Annotated in this window: 14 protein-coding genes; 12 read left to right on the top strand and 2 right to left on the bottom strand. The window is 65.7% G+C overall.

Annotated elements, in window-relative coordinates; translation table 11 throughout:
- Positions 1–175 precede the first annotated feature (175 nt).
- From BLR57_RS06900 to BLR57_RS06865, 8 genes are all read left to right on the top strand, one after another.
- A complete protein-coding gene (locus BLR57_RS06900) occupies positions 176–1,867 on the top strand; it encodes a tRNA uridine(34) 5-carboxymethylaminomethyl modification radical SAM/GNAT enzyme Elp3 (protein ID WP_089695799.1) in 1,692 nt (563 codons plus the stop codon).
- A gap of 120 nt (positions 1,868–1,987) precedes the next feature.
- Complete coding sequence (locus BLR57_RS06895) at positions 1,988–3,181, top strand: mechanosensitive ion channel family protein (protein WP_089695797.1); 1,194 nt, start codon at positions 1,988–1,990, stop codon at positions 3,179–3,181.
- A gap of 180 nt (positions 3,182–3,361) precedes the next feature.
- Positions 3,362–3,787 carry an SHOCT domain-containing protein gene (locus BLR57_RS06890; protein WP_089695795.1) on the top strand — a complete coding sequence of 142 codons (426 nt, stop codon included), beginning with the start codon at positions 3,362–3,364 and terminating at the stop codon, positions 3,785–3,787.
- A gap of 213 nt (positions 3,788–4,000) precedes the next feature.
- On the top strand, positions 4,001–6,121 hold the full coding sequence (rqcH, locus tag BLR57_RS06885) for a ribosome rescue protein RqcH (RefSeq protein ID WP_089695793.1): 2,121 nt from the start codon (positions 4,001–4,003) through the stop codon (positions 6,119–6,121).
- Between the two features lie 177 nt (positions 6,122–6,298).
- Positions 6,299–7,003: a DUF4013 domain-containing protein gene (locus tag BLR57_RS06880; RefSeq protein WP_089697617.1), complete on the top strand. Its 705-nt coding sequence runs from the start codon at positions 6,299–6,301 to the stop codon at positions 7,001–7,003.
- 213 nt (positions 7,004–7,216) lie between these two features.
- A complete protein-coding gene (locus BLR57_RS06875) occupies positions 7,217–8,218 on the top strand; it encodes a DUF4013 domain-containing protein (protein WP_089695790.1) in 1,002 nt (333 codons plus the stop codon).
- 80 nt (positions 8,219–8,298) lie between these two features.
- Positions 8,299–8,955, top strand: coding sequence for a DUF4013 domain-containing protein (locus tag BLR57_RS06870; RefSeq protein ID WP_089695788.1), 657 nt, complete (start codon positions 8,299–8,301; stop codon positions 8,953–8,955).
- Between the two features lie 40 nt (positions 8,956–8,995).
- A complete protein-coding gene (locus BLR57_RS06865) occupies positions 8,996–10,063 on the top strand; it encodes an mRNA surveillance protein pelota (RefSeq protein WP_089695785.1) in 1,068 nt (355 codons plus the stop codon).
- Positions 10,064–10,071: 8 nt separating this feature from the next.
- Here the strand turns inward: BLR57_RS06865 and BLR57_RS06860 are convergent, their stop codons facing one another.
- Positions 10,072–10,569 carry a hypothetical protein gene (locus tag BLR57_RS06860; RefSeq protein ID WP_139173289.1) on the bottom strand — a complete coding sequence of 166 codons (498 nt, stop codon included), beginning with the start codon at positions 10,567–10,569 and terminating at the stop codon, positions 10,072–10,074.
- A gap of 75 nt (positions 10,570–10,644) precedes the next feature.
- Between BLR57_RS06860 and BLR57_RS06855 the strand changes: the two genes are divergently transcribed.
- Complete coding sequence (locus BLR57_RS06855) at positions 10,645–11,082, top strand: DUF8215 family protein (protein ID WP_089695781.1); 438 nt, start codon at positions 10,645–10,647, stop codon at positions 11,080–11,082.
- Positions 11,083–11,273: 191 nt separating this feature from the next.
- A complete protein-coding gene (locus tag BLR57_RS06850; protein ID WP_170830584.1) occupies positions 11,274–12,110 on the top strand; it encodes a DUF8054 domain-containing protein in 837 nt (278 codons plus the stop codon).
- Between the two features lie 310 nt (positions 12,111–12,420).
- On the opposite strand, the gene BLR57_RS06845 is transcribed toward BLR57_RS06850, so the two are convergent.
- A complete protein-coding gene (locus BLR57_RS06845; RefSeq protein ID WP_089695779.1) occupies positions 12,421–12,951 on the bottom strand; it encodes a DUF7344 domain-containing protein in 531 nt (176 codons plus the stop codon).
- A gap of 373 nt (positions 12,952–13,324) precedes the next feature.
- On the opposite strand from BLR57_RS06845, the gene BLR57_RS06840 reads away from it, so the two are divergent.
- Together BLR57_RS06840 and BLR57_RS19690 are read left to right on the top strand one after the other, a co-directional pair.
- Complete coding sequence (locus BLR57_RS06840; protein WP_089695776.1) at positions 13,325–15,580, top strand: vWA domain-containing protein; 2,256 nt, start codon at positions 13,325–13,327, stop codon at positions 15,578–15,580.
- Positions 15,581–15,751: 171 nt separating this feature from the next.
- Positions 15,752–17,458: a SipW-dependent-type signal peptide-containing protein gene (locus BLR57_RS19690; RefSeq protein ID WP_244509946.1), complete on the top strand. Its 1,707-nt coding sequence runs from the start codon at positions 15,752–15,754 to the stop codon at positions 17,456–17,458.
- Positions 17,459–17,542: the final 84 nt, after the last annotated feature.

The raw sequence follows: 17,542 nt of genomic DNA, 5'->3' as shown, positions 1-17,542 counted from the left end.
GCGAGCCGCGGGAGTTCAGAGCGCGTGGGCTTTCGGACTGTTCTCAGTAGTCTGGATAGCATCCGAATCCGAGTGTTCGAGGCTATCAGCAGTTACTAGCGACACCCTTAACCCGAAAACCGGCCGAAACACACCTAATGAGCCACACCGCCGCCCCGCCGGAGGTGACACCGTCGTGAGTACCGACACCGACGGGCAGGAGTCCGAGGCCTTCCGACAGGCCTGCGAGGAACTCGCCCGCCGCATCGTCGAGGGGGAAATCGACCGCGACGACCTCGAGAAGGAGAAGCTGCAGGTCTGTTCGGAATACTCCTCCCCGAAGGTCCCCAAGAACGCCGAGATTCTGGAACACGCACCCGACGCCCATCGCGACGACGTCCAGGAGGTCACGCGCCGCAAGCCCGTCCGGACCGCCTCGGGTGTCTCGCCGGTCGCCATCATGACGTCGCCGCACATGTGCCCCCACGGGAAGTGTCTCTACTGTCCCGGCGGCCCCGCAAGCGAGTTCTCCTCCTCCCAGTCGTACACAGGTCACGAACCCGCCGCCGCCCGCGGCGTGCAGAACGACTACGACCCATATGGACAGGTGACGCTCCGGCTCGAACAGCTGCGGCACATCGGCCACCCCGTCGACAAGGTCGAACTCATCCTGATGGGCGGGACGATGACCGCCCGGAGCCACGACTACCAGGAGTGGTTCGTCAAGCGCGCGCTGGAAGCCCTCAACGACTACGACGTGGACAAGAAGCCCGAGCCTGCCGAGGACCAGTCGTTCAAGCCCGACCCGCAGGAGGTGGAGTTCAAATATCTCGAAGACGTCATCGCCGAGAACGAGACAGCGGATATCAGGAATATAGGAACGACGTTCGAGACGAAGCCCGACTGGTGTGACCCCGAGCAGATCGACCGGATGCTCGACCTTGGCGCGACGAAGGTCGAGGTCGGCGTCCAGACGACCTACGAGCGCATCAACCGCGAGATGCACCGCGGCCACGGCAATCAGGCCTCCGTCGACGCCAACAGAAGATTGAGAGATTCGGCGTTCAAGGTCGGCTTCCACATGATGCCCGGCCAGCCCGGGATGACGAAGGAGATGTGCGTCGAGGACTTCCGCCAGCTGTTCGAGAACAGCGACTGGCGACCCGACTACCTCAAAATCTATCCGACGCTCGTCGTCCGCGACACGGTCACCTACGACATGTGGCGGCGCGAGGAGTACGACCCCCTCACCAACGAGGAGGCCGCCGACGTCGTCGCCGAGGTGATGGGCATGATTCCGAAGTACACCCGCCTCCAGCGCGTCCAGCGTGACATCCCCGCGGACTTCATCGACGCCGGCGTCTGGAAGTCGAACCTCCGCCAACTCGCCAGCCAGCGCGCCGAGGAGAAGGGTATCGAGATTCGCGACATCCGCGCCCGCGAGGTGGGGATGAACGAGGCAGACCCCGACCCCGAGAACATCGAACTCGACGTGATGGAGTACGAGGCCGGTGGCGGCAAAGAGCACTTCATCTCGTTCGAGGACGTCGAGAAGGACCTCCTCGTCGGCTTCTGTCGCCTGCGGTTCCCCTCCTACTCCCACGCCGCGCCCGGCCCGATGCAGGAGGGTGACACGGTCCGCCGCGAGCTGAAAGACGCCGCGCTCGTCCGCGAACTCCACGTCTACGGCAGCGAGGCGGGCATCGGTGCCGACGGCGACTGGCAGCACAAGGGCTACGGCAAGAAGCTGCTGCGGAAGGCCGAGGACCTCGCCGCCGACGCCGGGTTCGAGAAGGTCTCGGTCATCTCCGGTATCGGCGTCCGACAGTATTACCGCGACAAACTCGGCTACCACCAGGACGGCCCGTACGTGTCGAAGCGGCTGTAGCGGGTTTTTGAGAATCTCGGTGACGTGAGTGTCGGAGAGAACGTGTGCTTTATCTACATGATATCGTAACGGTCCAACGAATGTTTCCGATGAGTGGTGTCCCGTACACCGGTGGCTGACATGGTCGGTGTCAACGAATTGCTCTCGACGCTCCGGTCGATACTGACCCAGGTCACGTCGACGGAGGCGCGTCTCGGCGTCAGCCTCCTGTTGCTCGTCGCGGCGGCCGCGACGACGTTCGTGGTCGCTCCGCGCGTCGTCGAGCGCGGACTCCGGCTGTTCAAGCAACGCGTCCTCGGGAACCGGCGTGTCCCCGACGCCGTCGACGAGGTCTCGTGGCTGCTCTCGCCGACGCCGGTCATCCGCCTGTTCCAGACGAGCATCGTCGTGCTCGTCGGCCTTGCGGTCCTCGTCGTCTGGGGGCGCGAAGACCTCGCACTCTTTGTCGTCACGGTACTCAGTGCTGCCGTGCCGCTCGCCGGGCGGTTCGGGGCGACGGTCGCACTCCTCGCCGGTGGCGTCGTCGGGACCCGGCTCCTCGAAGACAGGCTGTCGGACTACGCAGCCGGTTCCGACCACATCAACCAACACCAGCAGGGCGTCGTCTTTCGCGTCCTCCAGGTCGTCGTGCTCGTCGCTATCGGGCTGGCGACGCTGACGGTCTGGGGGCAGAACCTCGACGGTCTCCTCGTCGGTGCGGGTTTCCTCGGTATCGTCGTGGGTATGGCCGCCCGCCAGACGCTCGGCTCGCTCATCGCTGGCTTCGTGCTGATGTTCTCGCGCCCCTTCGAAATCGGCGACTGGGTCGAGATCGACGGCGAGGAGGGTATCGTCAGCGACATCACCATCATCAACACTCGGCTGCGGAACTTCGACGGCGAGACCATCGTCTTCCCCAACGACCGCGTCTCGAACGCGACGGTGACGAACCGGACGCGACGCGGCCAGCTCCGGCTCAGCCTCGACGTCGGCGTCGACTACGACGTCGACCTCGACCACGCCGAAGCGGTCGCCCAGGAGACGCTGGAGGCCGTCGATGAGGTGAACGACGTCCCCGCGCCGGTCGTCGTCCCGACGACGTTCGGCGACTCGGCCATCGGTCTCCGACTCCGCTACTGGATCAAGAACCCCTCCGCGCCGCGCCGGATGCGGACGAACGCAGCGGTCGTCCGCGCCATCAAGCGCGCGTTCGACCGCGAGGGCATCAAGATTCCCTACCCACAGCGCGAACTGGTCGCTCGCGAAGAGAGCAACGGCTTCCGCGTCAACCGCTCGGAAGAAGCCGTCGAACGGCCCGAGTCGTTTAACGATTGAGAACGGCCGAGCACGGCTGAGAACGGCAGAGAACGACCGAACGCGGCCGAACACGACCGAGCACGAGCGAATGCGGCCGCAACGACGCTGTGACGTTCAACGCCGGTTCGGAGCTGTCGGGACAGGTGAACTGACTCTCCCGTGGTATCGACTTTTAGGCCTCGCTCACCTCTGTCACCTATGGACGAACAGACGCCCTCCGAACGCCTCCGTGACAACGCGACCGAGATCGCTTCACTTCTGGTCACGGGGTTCTGGCTCGCCGCCCTCCTCACGGGCCAGAGTTGGTGGCTTGGCGCGCTTATCGTCGGCTACGTCGTCGTCGTGCCTATCGTCTCGCTGTTGTTTGGCGACAGCGAGACCGAGCGCGACTGGTGGGACGATCTGTGGGACAGCAACGTCGTCGTCGGGACCACCGACGAGATGGACGACGAGCCCGACGAGGTGAGCGAGACGCCCCTGGAAACCCTGCGGCGACGCTACGCGGCCGGCGAGTTGACCGACGAGCAGTTCGAGCGGAAGCTGGAGCGGCTCTTGGAGACGGAGACGCTCGAAGACGCCGAGGAGCGGGTGGCCCGCGAGCGACTGCGCGAGCGGGAGTTGTAAAGACGACGTGACAGTGTATGATGGACTCACCTCTCTGTACCGTGAGCGACCAAAGGGAGTGAGCGGGCCGACGAGTGAGTGGAAGCGCGAAGCGCTGAAGCGAACGAGGAGTGCTTTTGGTCGAGCTTTTGCTCTGCGTTCGCTCGCAGTGCTCGCTCACTCGGCAAAAGCTCGAACGACACCCCTTTTCCTGTCCCGTCTGAACCGATGGGCATGGAACCGAAGCAGGAGCTTTCGAGCATCGACCTCGCCGCCCTCGTGACGGAGTTGGGCCGTTACGAAGGCGCGAAGGTCGACAAGGCGTATCTCTACGGTGACGACCTCCTGCGGCTGAAGATGCGGGACTTCGACCGCGGCCGGGTCGACCTCTTCATCGAAGTCGGCGACACAAAGCGCGCCCACGTCGTCGCACCGGAGCACGTCCCCGACGCACCCGGTCGGCCGCCGAACTTCGCGATGATGCTGCGCAACCGCCTCAACGGCGCGGACTTCGCGGGCGTCGAACAGTACGAGTTCGACCGCATCCTCGTCTTCAAGTTCGAACGGGGCGACGAGGACACCGAAATCGTCGCCGAACTGTTCGGACAGGGCAATCTCGCCGTCCTCGACGAGAACCGCGACGTTGTTGCCAGCCTGGAGACCGTCCGCCTGAAATCGCGGACGGTCGCCCCCGGCGCGCAGTACGAGTTCCCCCAGTCGCGCATCAACCCGCTCGACGTCTCCTACGATGTACTGGAGCACAAGATGGACGAGTCGGACACCGACGTCGTGCGGACGCTGGCGACGCAGCTCAACCTCGGCGGGCTCTACGCCGAGGAGCTGTGTACCCGCGCCGGTGTCGAGAAGACGATGGACATCACCGACGCCGGCGAAGAAGAGTACAAGCGGCTGTTCGACGCCATCGAGCGGCTGAAACAGCCCCTCCAGACCGGCGAGTTCGACCCCCGCGTCTACGAGGAAGAGGGTCGCGTCGTCGACGTGACACCCTTCCCGCTGGAGGAGTACGAACATCTCGACGAGGTCGCCTTCGACTCGTTCAACGCCGCGCTGGACGACTACTTCTTCCGGCTCGACCTGAGCGACGACGCCGAGAAGGGCGGCGGCGCGGAGGCCAACCGGCCGGACTTCGAGGAGGAGATCGAGAAACAGAAGCGCATCATCCAGCAACAGGAAGGCGCCATCGAGGGTTTCGACGAACAGGCCGAGACCGAGCGCGAGAAGGCCGAGACGCTCTACGCCAACTACGAACTCGCCGACGAGGTGCTGTCGACGGTCCGCGGTGCCCGCGAGGAGGGCGTCCCGTGGGACGACATCGCCGAGACGCTCGACGAGGGCGCGGAGCGCGGCATCCCCGCCGCCGAGGCCGTCAAAGGCGTCGACGGCTCCACGGGCACGGTCACAGTCGAAATCGACGGGACGCAGATGGACCTCGAGGTCTCGATGGGCGTCGAGAAGAACGCCGACCGCATCTACAAAGAGGCCAAGCGCGTCGAGGAGAAGAAAGAGGGCGCGCTGGAGGCTATCGAGGACACCCGCGAACGGCTGGCGGCTATCGAGAAGCGACGCGAGGAGTGGGAAGCGGACGACGACGACGAGGACGAGGCGGACGACGACGACGAGGAGAAGCCCGACATCGACTGGCTCGCGCGGAGTTCCGTACCGGTCCGTAAACAGGACAAGTGGTACGACCGGTTCCGCTGGTTCGAGACGTCGGACGGCTTTCTCGTCATCGGCGGCCGCAACGCCGACCAGAACGAGGAGATCGTCAAGAAGTATCTCAACAAGCACGACCTCTTCTTCCACACGCAGGCCCACGGCGGCCCGGTGACGGTCCTGAAGGCCACCGGCCCCTCCGAACCCGCCCGCGACGTGGACATTCCCGAGCAGAGTCGGAAGGAAGCCGCGCAGTTCGCCGTCGCGTACTCCTCCATCTGGAAGGAAGGCCGCTTCGCCGACGACGCCTACATGGTCAGTGCCGACCAGGTGTCGAAGACGCCCGAGAGCGGCGAATACGTCGAGAAGGGGTCGTTCGTCATCCGCGGCGACCGGACGTACTACGACGACGTCGCCGCGGAGGTCGCCGTCGGCCTCCGCTGTGAACCGGACACGCGCGTCGTCGGCGGCCCGCCGTCGGCCATCGAGGCGGACACGGAGACGAGCGTCCGGCTCCAGCCCGGCCGCTACGCCCAGAACGACATGGCGAAGATGATCTACCGGCAGTTCCGCGAGCGGTTCGCCGACACCTCGTTCGTGCGGAAGGTCGCAAGCCCCGACCTGATCGGGGAGTTCCTCCCGCCGGGCGGCAGCGACATCGTCGACGGCGACGGCAACTGAGTTCGGCCGACGGGGGACCGAGGTGAACAGTTAGACAGTATTTCGCACGGCTTTCGTCCGTTCGGCCGATTAATGTCCAATTACAGAGACACGACGCGAGAAACGCTTATCATCTAATCTGTTGTATCAGTGGCAAGAGAATTGGTGAGTCGAGAGACTGCCGTTCTCGACACGACCATGATTACCCAATCAATCGAATACCTGCGGAACAGCGAGGACTGGCTCAAGACGGTCCTCATCGGTGGCGTGCTCAGCCTGCTGAGTGCCCTTGTAATTCCGACGTTCCTCGTCGTCGGTTATCTGCTGCGCGTCCTGCGCGCGACGATGAGAGGTGACGAGGAACCCCCGGTCTTCGACGACTGGGGAGACCTCGCAATCGACGGGCTGAAGGGCTTCGTCATCGGCTTCGTCTACTTCCTCATCCCCGGTATCGTCGTCGCCGTCGCCGTCTTCCTCGGCGTCGCTGGCGCGATCGCCGGTGGTGGCTCGGACGCGGCAGGCATCTTCGGCAGCCTCGTCGCCCTCGTCGGCGCGCTGGTGGGCTTCGTCCTCACCATCTTCGCGGCGTACATCACGCCCGCGGCCCTGTCGAACTACGCTGAGACCGACCGCCTCGGGGCGGCGTTCTCGTACAGCGACCTCCGCCCGGTGCTCTTCAGCGGCAAGTACGCCACGGCGTGGCTCTACGCCTTCGCCGTCATCGTCGTCTCGGGTATCGTCTCCGGGCTGCTCGGTGCGACCGGCGTCGGTGCCATCCTGAGCGCGTTCATCACGTTCTACGCCCTCGTCGCGGCGTACTACATCGTCGGCACGGCGTGGGGCGACATCCACCACGTCGAGATGCGCGGCGACGACAGCCCGGACGAACAGGCAGCCGTCTAAGCCGCCGACTGCTACGTCCCCGATTTCGTGTTTTCCACCCGCCGAGTGACTACGCCGAACGTCCGTCTCTCGTCCGTGAACTCTCCGTCCCTCGTCGTCGACGGCCGTCACGTGGCCGCCGAGTTCGGGTGGCCGTCGACCGCGCCCGTCAGCTACCGGCGACGGTGGACGCCTGAGGTACCGTTATGTGCGCCCACCCCTACCTCCCGGTAGATGTTGCGAGACGCGCTGGCCGCGCCGACGAGGACGCAGGACGCGGCGACGACGGTGTTCATGGGCGGCGTACTCACGCTCGTCACGCTGGCCGCGCCGGTCGTCTGGCTGTTGGCGGTGGCAACGACCCCGCTGGGGCTGCTCCTGACGCCGCTTTTCGTCGTTCCGCCGCTCGTGCTTCGGGGCTACGACGTCCGCGTCGTCCGGACGGGTCTCGCTGGCGACCGGGCGACCCCCTCGTTCGTCGACTGGAGCCGTCTCGTCCGCGACGGGGTGCAGGCGACCGCACTCGGCGTCGTCTACGCGCTCCCGCTCGCGGGGTTACTCGCCGTCGGTGGCGGCTCCGTGCTGTTGCTCGGGTCCGGCGTCGTCTCCCCGAACACGGCCGTCGGCGTCGGTGTCGCGCTCGCTCTCGTCGTCGCCGCCGTCGGCACGGTCGGCTACGGCGTCCTCTATCTCTATCTCCGACCCGCCGCAGTGGCCGTGTTCGCGTCCGAAGGCCGACTGCGCGACGCGCTCGCCGTCCGAACCGTCCTCGGCGTCGCGGGCAGCGGCGGCTACGTGAAGGGATGGCTGCTCGCAGTCGCCACGCTCGCGGTCGGCATCGCGGTCGGTCTCCCGACGACGGCCACGCTCGTCGGCGTCGTCGTGCTGTTCTACGCCCGCGTCGTCGCGGGGGTCCTGTACGGGCGTGGCGCGAGTGACGCGCTGGCGACGGACGACGAGCAGTCGAGCGAGGAGTCACTCGACGACCGCCCACCCGCGGAGGTCGCACCCGCCGTCCAGACGGGACGGACGGTCGCAGCCGTGGCCAGCGAGGGCCACATCGCATCGTCGGTCGCCGTCGCTGGCGACGGACGTGGCGAAGAAGGGGCGAGCGACGCGGACGCGGAGAGCCAGCGTGGAGATGCGGTGGGAGACGAGTCAGCGGACTCCACCCCGTCGACCCCGTTCCGCTGGGTCGACACCGACGGGAGTGGGGACGGACGAGACACTGAGTGACACTGTCGAGACGGAGAGTGACACCGTCCGGACGTGTTGCAGGGACAACTCTTTTCTCGGAGACGAGAGAGGGAACGAACATGATAGGCCAAGCACTATCGTTCCCCCGCTCGGGCGATGATTGGATACCGACGCTGCTCATCGGCGGCGTGCTGACCGTCCTCGGCGTCCTCGTCATCCCCGTCTTCCTCGTACAGGGCTACTTCCTCCGCGTCCTCCGCGCCGCGGCGAACGGCGAGACCGAAGCTCCCTCCTTCACCGACTGGGGAGAGCTGCTCGTCGACGGGCTGAAGTTGTTCGTCGTCAACATCGCGTACTCGTTGATCCTCATCATCCCGTACTTCGCGCTCATCTTCGCCGTCGGTCTCGGAGGCAACAACGGACCGGGCGCGCTGGCGGCCGTTCTCGGACTGGTCGTGTTCGTGCTCGCGCTCGTCGTCGGCTTCTTCATCCCGGCGGCGTTCACCAACTTCGCCATCGAGGGCGACTTCGGTGCCGCCTTCGACTTCGGGACGATCAAGGACGGCGCGTTCACGAGTGACTACGCGACGGCGTGGGTGCTCGCGCTCGTCGTCGGTCTCGTCGGCGGCCTCGTCGGAGCGGCGCTCAGCTTCGTCCTCGTCGGCATCTTCGTGCTGTTCTACGTGCAGGTCGCGGTCTACTACATGTTCGGCCGCGGGTTCGCGAAGGGTCTCGGCCGGACTGGTGGCGGTTCGGCGACCACGTCGACGCTCTGAGAAGGCAAGGGTTGTTAGTCCGCGGGCCGTTCGCTCGGCCATGCGAATCGTAAGCCGTGGTCGTGGCGAGGAGGGGCGCGAGCGGATGTCGCTCGTCCCCGAGAACGTCGACGACCTCTGGCATCTCTCCTACGTCCTCGAACCCGGCGACCTCGTCTCCGGCGACACGACCCGCCGTATCCAGCGCGCTGACGACCAGATGCGTGACACCGGCGGCGAACGCGAACATCTCCACGTCACCATCGAAGTCGAAGACGTGGAGTTCGCCCGCTTCGCCAACCGCCTCCGCGTCGGCGGCATCATCGCCAGCTGTTCTCGCGAGGACCAACTCGGTCTCCATCACACGCTCAACGTCGAGGAGCGCAGCGAGATCACCATCGAGAAGCACTTCAAGAAGGACCAGAAGGACCGTCTCGAAGAAGCCGAACAGGCCACCGAAAACCCCGACGTCGCCATCGCCACCGTCGAGGAGGGCGCGGCCTACATCCACACCGTCCAGCAGTACGGGACGAAGGAGTACGGCTCGTTCACCCGCCCGACCGGCAAGGGCGAGTACGCCCGCCCGCGGTCGGAACTCTTTGCGGAACTCGGCAGCGCGCTCTCGCATCTCGACGTCGACGCCGTCATCCTGGCGGGACCGGGGTTCACGAAACAGGACGCCCGCGACTACATCGAGGAAAATTACCCGGACGTCGCCGAGAAGATGACCGTCGTCGACACCTCCGGCGTCGGCGACCGCGGCGTCCACGAGGTCCTGAAACGCGGGGCCGTCGACGAGGTCCAGACGCAGACCCGCATCTCGAAAGAGGCCGAACTCATCGACGAGCTGATGGAGAACATCGCCCAGGGCGCGAAGGCGGCCTACGGCGTCGAGCAGGTCGCCGAGGCGGCCGAGTTCGGAGCCGTCGAGACCCTGCTGGTGCTCGACGAACGCCTCCGCGACGAGCGACAGGGCCAGGGCGACTGGAGCGTCGACGCCAACGAGATCATCGAGTCCGTCGAGCAGAAGGGCGGCGAGGTGACGGTCTTCTCCGCGGAGTTCGCTCCCGGCGAGCAACTGAAGAACCTCGGCGGCATCGCGGCGGTCCTCCGCTACCGGATGCAGTAGCGGAAATATCAGACCGACGCAGCGTGACCAGTCAGTCGGATTCCGGCGACTGCGAGCGTCACGACGGCGAGCGCGAGCGACCCGGCCGTGAGGACGAGAAACGAGGTCATCACGAAGCCGCCGGTGCCGACGGTGGGGTCGACAGTGAGACCGGAGACGAACCACACGCCAGCGACGGCGAAGCCGACGAGCGCGAGCGCGACGAGCGTCTGGACACCGCGGAGGACGAGCGAGACGAGTCCGTAGCTGTCGCGCTCGTCGGCAGCGTCGGCGCGGAGCCACGTGCCGACGGACCACAGCCCGCGACAGCAGACGACGACGGTCAGGAGACCGCCGAGTGCCGGAGAGAGCAAGAACAGGTCGATGGTACTCCCGACGGGCGTCGCGGGGTCCGCGAAGAGCCAGAGACCGACGCCGAACGTCGCGACGACGGTGGCTGCGAGGAGGGCTTCGAGTGCCACCGCAGGAGAGCGGCGACAGACCGCCGAGAGGGACGACATGGTCACATTGGCAAGAGTGTAGCTTCCGTAACAAGTCTTGTGGGAACAACCGTTTAGCCGCTCCACCCCTAGAAACGTGACGTGCCCGAGTCGTCGCGACACTCGCTGAACGCCCGCCTGGAGCGGTGGCTGGACTACGTCTTCTTCGCGCTTTTGGAGGTGAGCGTCCTCCCGCTGCCGGTCTTGCTCGTGCTCACCGGCGCGCCGAACCAGGATGCCGTGTCGCTGTCGGCTCTGACCGCGCTCGGCGCGGCGACCGTCGCCGTCGCCTCCTTCCGCGGCGAGTACGTCGACGTCGGGCGGTGGCCGATGGCCAGCGACTTCGTGACGATGCCCTTCCGCTCGGCGTACTACGGACTCGCAATCGGCGGCGGGACGTGGCTCGGCGTGGCCGCGCGGACGGTGCTGCCGCGGTGGTGGGTCGGCGTCGCCGTGACGCTGACGGTCGTCGTCGCCCTCCTCGCGGGCTTTCCGCGCGCGGTGCTCCGACTCCAGTCGCTCTCGTCGTGGCGGCCGTGAGCAGCGGGCCGGCTCGGCTGACCGCCGATGGCCGGGGTGACCACCGGCGCGTCCGGACGGACCGCTGAACGCTCCCGATGGGGACCGTTGTTGTCCCCCCGTCGGCCGGTATTGGCTCCATACCTACGTCTCGTGGGAGCCTACGAGATGGAAGCGACTGCACGGGAGAGACCGAGCAGTCGGGAGTCTCTATGAACATCACTTACCTCGACCGCCTTCGCCAGCCGGAGTACACCGGCGAGAACCGCTGTATCCCCTGCACGATCACCAACGTCGCCATCGCGGCCGTCGCGTCGACGGCCGTCGCCGTCGCGTCGCCGCCGCTCGGTGTCGGCCTGTTCGGCGCGTCACTGGCCGCAATCTATCTCCGCGGCTATCTCGTCCCCGGCACGCCCGAGCTGACGAAGCGCTACTTCCCGGACTGGCTGCTCCGGAAGTTCGACAAGGACCCCCGCGCCCGCATCGACCTCGACAGCATCGACGCCGAATCCGTCCTCCGCGAGGCGGGTGCCATCGTCGACGACGAGGCGACGGGCGACGTGGTCGTCGCCGACGACTTCGAGACGGCGTGGTACGAACGGATGGCCCGGATGGACGACAGCGAGACCGACCGCGACGAACTCGCCGCGCTGCTCGATGTCGACGCCGACCGCATCGCCATCAGCTGGCACGGCGACGCCTTCGTCGCCTACCTCGACTCCGAGTGGGTCGGCCAGTGGGAGTCACGGGCGGCGTTCGTCGCCGACATCGCCGCCAGCGAGGTCCTCGCGACCCGGTACGACGACTGGGAGTATCTCCCGATGGCCTACCGGAGCCAGATCCTCGGCGGCCTGCGGCTCTGCATCGAGCGCTGTCCGGCCTGTGAGGGCCACGTCGCTCTCGACCAACACGTCGTCTCCTCGTGCTGCCGGAGCTACGACGTCGTCGCCGCGACCTGCAACGACTGCAACGCACGACTCTTCGAAGTCGAGTTCTACGACTCGACGCTCGCAGACGACGAGGAAGAGTCGGCGGAAGCGACCGTCTGAACGCGCTGTTTTTCGGTAATCCCTTCGCTCGGTGAGTGCCGACGCGACGCGTCGCTGACGCTGTCTCGCGTCGGTTCTCGATGTCGGTACGGATTCGTCCGGCGTCGTCTACCACGTCGTGTGCGGCGTCGCTACTGCGTCGTGTGGAGTGTCGCTACCGCGTCGTCTACAGCGTCGCTACCGCGTCGGTGGTGCGGTGACGGTCACAAGTGATCGGCCGAGATGGCCAGAAGCTAGCGGCTGGTGAGCATGAACATGAGCGTGAGCGTACCGAAGAAAGAGTCAGAGAGAGCGTGTTCGTGTCCGCGTCTTACCGTCGGAGGTTGCGGAGGACGTTCCAGCGGTCGGTCCAGAGCTGGTAGGCCGTCGAGAGCGAGAACGCCCCGAGGAAGCCGCTGGCCCAGAGCAGCGGGTCGACGGCCGCGAGACCGGGGACGCCAGCGAGCGCGGCGACGACGACGGCGAGACCGAAGACGCCGAGGCTGCGGTAGTAGCCGCCCCACGTGATACCGAAGGCGGTGACGACGTCCATGTAGCGGTCGAGGTCCTTCGCCGCGTCGAGGAGGTAGACCTCCTTCAGTTCGCGGTCGTACTCGATGACGCCGAGTTCGTGGAGCTTCGGGAGGTGTGTCTGGTGCAGCGAGATGTAGACCGACTCGCGGACGTTCCGCGGCGCGGGCGTCTGGCCGGTCTCGGTGGCGGCGATGACCTCCGAGAGGTCGCGGACGCTGATGGTCCCCGGCGACGAGCAGAGCTCTTTGATCGCGGCCCGGCGACGGGGGTTCGAGAGGATAGTGTGAATTTCGCACTCCGGCAGTCGGCTTTGTGTCTGAGTAAACATTGATAACGCTCTCCCACTCGCGGAGGCGAGTGACTGGATAGCGACTGATAGCGACCGGGGGGTATAGGTATGGAGTCCTGTTCGTCGAAAGGACTGTCGGTAGGGTGAGAATACCCGGCTTTTAGGACGATTAAACCGGATCCGGTACGCGCGCCGTTCCGGTGCTAATCGGCGATTAGATGCCTCTACCGGCTGGTTAGCACCGCCGCACAGTACTCTTACCTAAGGTGACACCGCCGGGACATATTGCTGTCCCCAACGGGCGCTCGACTCGGTTTACGACCGATTTCGACGGCTGCATTCGACCAATGGAGGTCCTCGCACGAGCGCCGACGGGTCGGGGCGAGACGAACCAGACAACAGCAACGGAACCATGACCAACGACAACCAATTCAGAATCTCACGGCGTAAAGTACTCGGCGGGCTCGGGACAATCGGTGTCGCGTCCGCGGGCGCAGGACTCGGGACGACGGCGTTCTTCAGCGACACCGAGTCGGTGAGCGGCTGGCTGCAGGCGGGCCGCGTCGACCTCCTTCTCGACTACCGCACGACGTATATGCCGTGGCTCGACCTCTCCATCGAGGGCGAGCGCGAGCGCGTCATCGGCGAGATGATGACCCGCAACGCGGTGCCGCTTCCCGACGACGACATGACCTACGTCATCGGCCAGGCACCCGACGTCCGCGACATGGACGGCGGCGTCCTCTCGCGTCAACGCTGGGGAGACGTCTTCCGCGACCCCGCGTTCAACGCTCGCGTGTGTGAAGACGGGTTCCAGGAGAACGACCTTCCCGAGGGCGTTCGGCTGCCGACGAACGGCGAACCCAGTCTCGGTACGACCGACTTCGTTGACGGCGACGAGGAGGTCTTCGTCGACCTCATCGATGTCAAACCGAAAGACGAGGGCGAGACGACGTTCAGTCTCCATCTCTGTGGCAACCCGTCGTATCTCGATATGCGTCCGATTCTCGACGAGAGCCTCGAGAACATGCGCTACGAACCGGAAACCACCGCAGGCGACACGTCCCCGAGCGTCGGCGAACTCGCCGAATATCTCCACGTCAGCCTGTGGTACGACGTCGACTGTGACAACTTCAAGGACGGCGGCGAGGACGCCTGCGCGGACGTCGCAATCATTCTCGACAAGTCCGGGTCGATGGACAACGACACCGGTAGTGACGCCACCTCCGTGAAGTGGAACAGCGCGCTCGACGGTGTGAGCACGCTCGCAAACGAACTGGAGGCGAGCAGCGGCGACATCCAGTTCTCGCTGATCACCTACGACAACATCGCAGACCGGAACACGGACCTCGGCGAGAACGCGGCAGCCGTGCAGACGGAACTCGACAGCCTCTCCAGCGGTGGCACGACAGACATCGCCGACTCCATCAACGTCGCACGAGAGGAGCTGACGGGCGTCGACATCGTGACCGACAACGACGTCAGCCCCAGCGGTAACGACCGTGACGACTGTGACAAGATCGTCGTCCTCCTGACGAACGGCAACCCGAACGACGGTGCCGATGCCGAGGACGCAGCCGACGCTGCAAAGGCAGACGGTATCGAGTTCTACACCATCGCCTACGGGAGCGATGCGAACCAGGACATCCTCGAGAGCATCGCGTCCAGCCCGGACAACGCGTTCATTTCCGGTCTTGACGACTTCGACGACATCATCGAGGTCTTCAGCGAGATCGGCCAGGCCATCGTGGGCGAAATCTGCCTCTACGAGGGCTCCTTCCAGGGTCTCATCGACCTCGCCGACGAGAACGACGGGACGATTCCGCTCTCGGCGCTCACGCTCGAAGAGAACTGCGTGCTGCCGGACGCCCGCGAATGTTTCGACCCCGGTGTGTACTGCTACGGGCTGAAGTGGCAGCTCCCGTGTGAAGTCGAGGACTTCGAGGCACTGACCTCCTGCCGCGTCGAGACCGACGGCGGCTTCGGCTCGCTCGCCGACGAAATCGCGGCGCGCCGTGGTATCGACGTCGAAGACATCGACGTGAACGTCACGCAGACGGACAGCATCCACTTCAGCGTCGCCTTCGACGCCGAGCAGTGCCGCCACAACACCCCCGTCGGCACGACGAGCGGTGAGGGCTTCGTCAACGTCGAGGAGAACTACGCACAGGTCACCGGCCAGTCGCGTGGCCGCTTCGGTGGTGCGAACACCTGGGAAGTCGCCGTCGGGAGCGCGATCCCGGGCAGCTTCCAAGAGGCAGACTACGCGTGGGTCTCCGGCGCGACCGTGCCGTGGATGTACGAGTACGACGGCTCCGGCGGGGCGACGTTCACCCTCGACGGCGTGGTCGTCTCCGACACTGTCGGCACTCCGACCGGCCGCATCGGTATCCAGACGAAGGCCGACGAGGCCACCATCGACGTCGAGAACGTCATGCTGAGCATCGACGGGATGCCGGTGAACCTCGACAGCACCAGCGTCACCGCGTCGAACGACGACGGGGCCTACGGTGGTTCGAACCGCAACCTTCAGTACCTGAACATCGACACCACCGGAGCCATGGCGTCGATGCCGTTCGTCCTCAAGGGCGATGTGACGGTCACGCTGCAGAACGACTACGACGCCTCTGCCGAGGAAGGCGTGGCCTTCGACGTCGTCGTCGAGTAGCTGAACCGCTCCTGACCACCTCCGACCCACACCGGTGTCGCCGAGCATCCCTCGGCACCTGACGGTTCGACTCCGTCGGTGGGTCCTCCTGTCCGGAAGACCGGACGGGGCAACCACGGGAGAGAGACGGGGACGTCGGTTGCCCCGAGACGACTCCCACCCAAGGCAACCATGACCACCAACACCAACTTCCGTATCTCACGACGAAAGGTTCTCGCGGGTCTCGGCACCATCGGTGTCGCGTCCGCGGGTGCCGGACTCGGCACGACCGCGTTCTTCAGCGACACCGAGTCGGTGAACGGCTGGCTGCAGGCGGGCCGCGTCGACCTTCTCGTCGACTACCGCACGACGTATATGCCGTGGCTCGACCTCTCCGACGCAGACGAGCGGAGCCGACTCATTGGCAGCGGGATGAGCGGCAACGCGGCACCGCTCCCCGACGAGCCGATGACCTACGTCATCGGCCAAGCCCCCGATGTACGCGTCGACGGCGGCGAAGACGACGGGAGCGTCCTGTCACGTGCGGCGTGGGGCGACCTCTTCAGCGACTCGGCGTTCAACGCTGCCGTCTGTGCGGACGGACTCGACGCGGGCGACCTCCCCGAAGACGTCCGACTACACAGTGGCAACGGGTCTCTGGGGGCGACCGACTTCGTCGACGGCGACGCCGGTGTCTTCGTCGACCTGGCCGACATCAAACCGAAAGACAGGGGCGAGACGACGTTCAGTCTCCATCTCTGTGGCAACCCGGTCTATCTCTTCGTCCACTCGGAAACCGACGAATCTCGAACGGGCGAAAACACCGTCTACGAGCCGGAAGTCTTCGAGGGATTCGCCGAAGACGAAGCCAGCGACCTCGCGAAGTACGTCCACGTCCGCTTCTGGTACGACGAGGACTGCGAGAACGACCCCGACGAGGCCCCCGAGAACTTCCTGTACCAGGGCTCGCTCCACGGCTTCCTCGAACTCACGTCGCGAGACGAGTACGGGCTGCAACTGAACACGCAGCGAGACGGCCTGACGGTCCCCAAGGGGAACTGTTTCGACCCCGGCGTCTACTGCTACGGCCTGGAGTGGGCGCTCGGCTGCGACGCAGCGGAGTTCGAAGCACAGCCGTCGACGCGGGTGGTCATGGTCGAGAACTCCGAGGGAGAACTCGAACCCACGCGTCTGAACGACATGAGAGAGGAACTCGAGTTCGAAGGGCTTCCCTTGGACGCCAACCGTGTACAGTCGGACTCGGTCGGCTTCGAGTTGACCTACCGCGCCGAGCAGTGCCGCCACCGCGAGTGTGCGGCGGAGGTCGACGTGAGCACCGGCGTGGCGGACTGGCAGCTGACCTCGGCACCGGCTCCGATCACTGCCGGTGACGGTGTCAGTGCCCCCGTGTTCACCGGGGACGTGCTGGCGTGGCAAGACCCCGCCGCTATCGGCGATGCTCCGGCGGACTGCCGCTGGCTCGTTCCGGACCCCGAGTTCGACAGCAACGACGGCCGACTCGCGCCGGAAGGCGAGTACGTCTACGAGCTGGAGTTCACCGTCCCATCCACGGCGACCCGGAGCGCGTGCTACCTCGACCTCATGGCCGCAGTGGACGACGAGGGAGACCTCGAAGTGACCTACAACGGCGACACGGTGACGCCGACTCAGGGAAGCTTCAACAACCAACAAGAGCCGGACGACAACTGGCAGGAAGCGGTCGCCTTCACGATCGATCTGGAGAGCGAGGGGCCGCACACCCTAGTCGCCACGGTCAGAAACGACGGTGAGTCCGAAGGCTTCGACGCGAACAACCCCAACCCGACGGGGCTGCTGATCTGCGGCAGTCTGAAATGTGACTGCGAGCCGCAGCCGACCGAGGAGAACAGCGTCGTCTAGCCGACTCACGAGCCTCACCCACAGTGGCGATCACGACGGTTCGACTCCGTCGGTGGGCATCCGCGTCCGCACGTGGTAGACGCC

It is taken from the genome of Halogranum gelatinilyticum (assembly GCF_900103715.1).
GTDB classification, from domain to species: Archaea; Halobacteriota; Halobacteria; order Halobacteriales; family Haloferacaceae; genus Halogranum; species Halogranum gelatinilyticum.
This window is presented reverse-complemented; position numbering and strand designations above follow the sequence as displayed.

Bases quoted from the DNA above. Each gene is read 5' to 3' on its own strand.
- BLR57_RS06895 (WP_089695797.1), top strand. From the start codon at position 1,988: ATGGTCGGTGTCAACGAATTGCTCTCGACGCTCCGGTCGATACTGACC.
- BLR57_RS06890 (WP_089695795.1), top strand. From the start codon at position 3,362: ATGGACGAACAGACGCCCTCCGAACGCCTCCGTGACAACGCGACCGAG.
- rqcH (WP_089695793.1), top strand. From the start codon at position 4,001: ATGGAACCGAAGCAGGAGCTTTCGAGCATCGACCTCGCCGCCCTCGTG.
- BLR57_RS06880 (WP_089697617.1), top strand. From the start codon at position 6,299: ATGATTACCCAATCAATCGAATACCTGCGGAACAGCGAGGACTGGCTC.
- BLR57_RS06875 (WP_089695790.1), top strand. From the start codon at position 7,217: ATGTTGCGAGACGCGCTGGCCGCGCCGACGAGGACGCAGGACGCGGCG.
- BLR57_RS06870 (WP_089695788.1), top strand. From the start codon at position 8,299: ATGATAGGCCAAGCACTATCGTTCCCCCGCTCGGGCGATGATTGGATA.
- BLR57_RS06865 (WP_089695785.1), top strand. From the start codon at position 8,996: ATGCGAATCGTAAGCCGTGGTCGTGGCGAGGAGGGGCGCGAGCGGATG.
- BLR57_RS06850 (WP_170830584.1), top strand. From the start codon at position 11,274: ATGAACATCACTTACCTCGACCGCCTTCGCCAGCCGGAGTACACCGGC.
- BLR57_RS06845 (WP_089695779.1), bottom strand. From the start codon at position 12,951: ATGTTTACTCAGACACAAAGCCGACTGCCGGAGTGCGAAATTCACACT.
- BLR57_RS06840 (WP_089695776.1), top strand. From the start codon at position 13,325: ATGACCAACGACAACCAATTCAGAATCTCACGGCGTAAAGTACTCGGC.
- BLR57_RS19690 (WP_244509946.1), top strand. From the start codon at position 15,752: ATGACCACCAACACCAACTTCCGTATCTCACGACGAAAGGTTCTCGCG.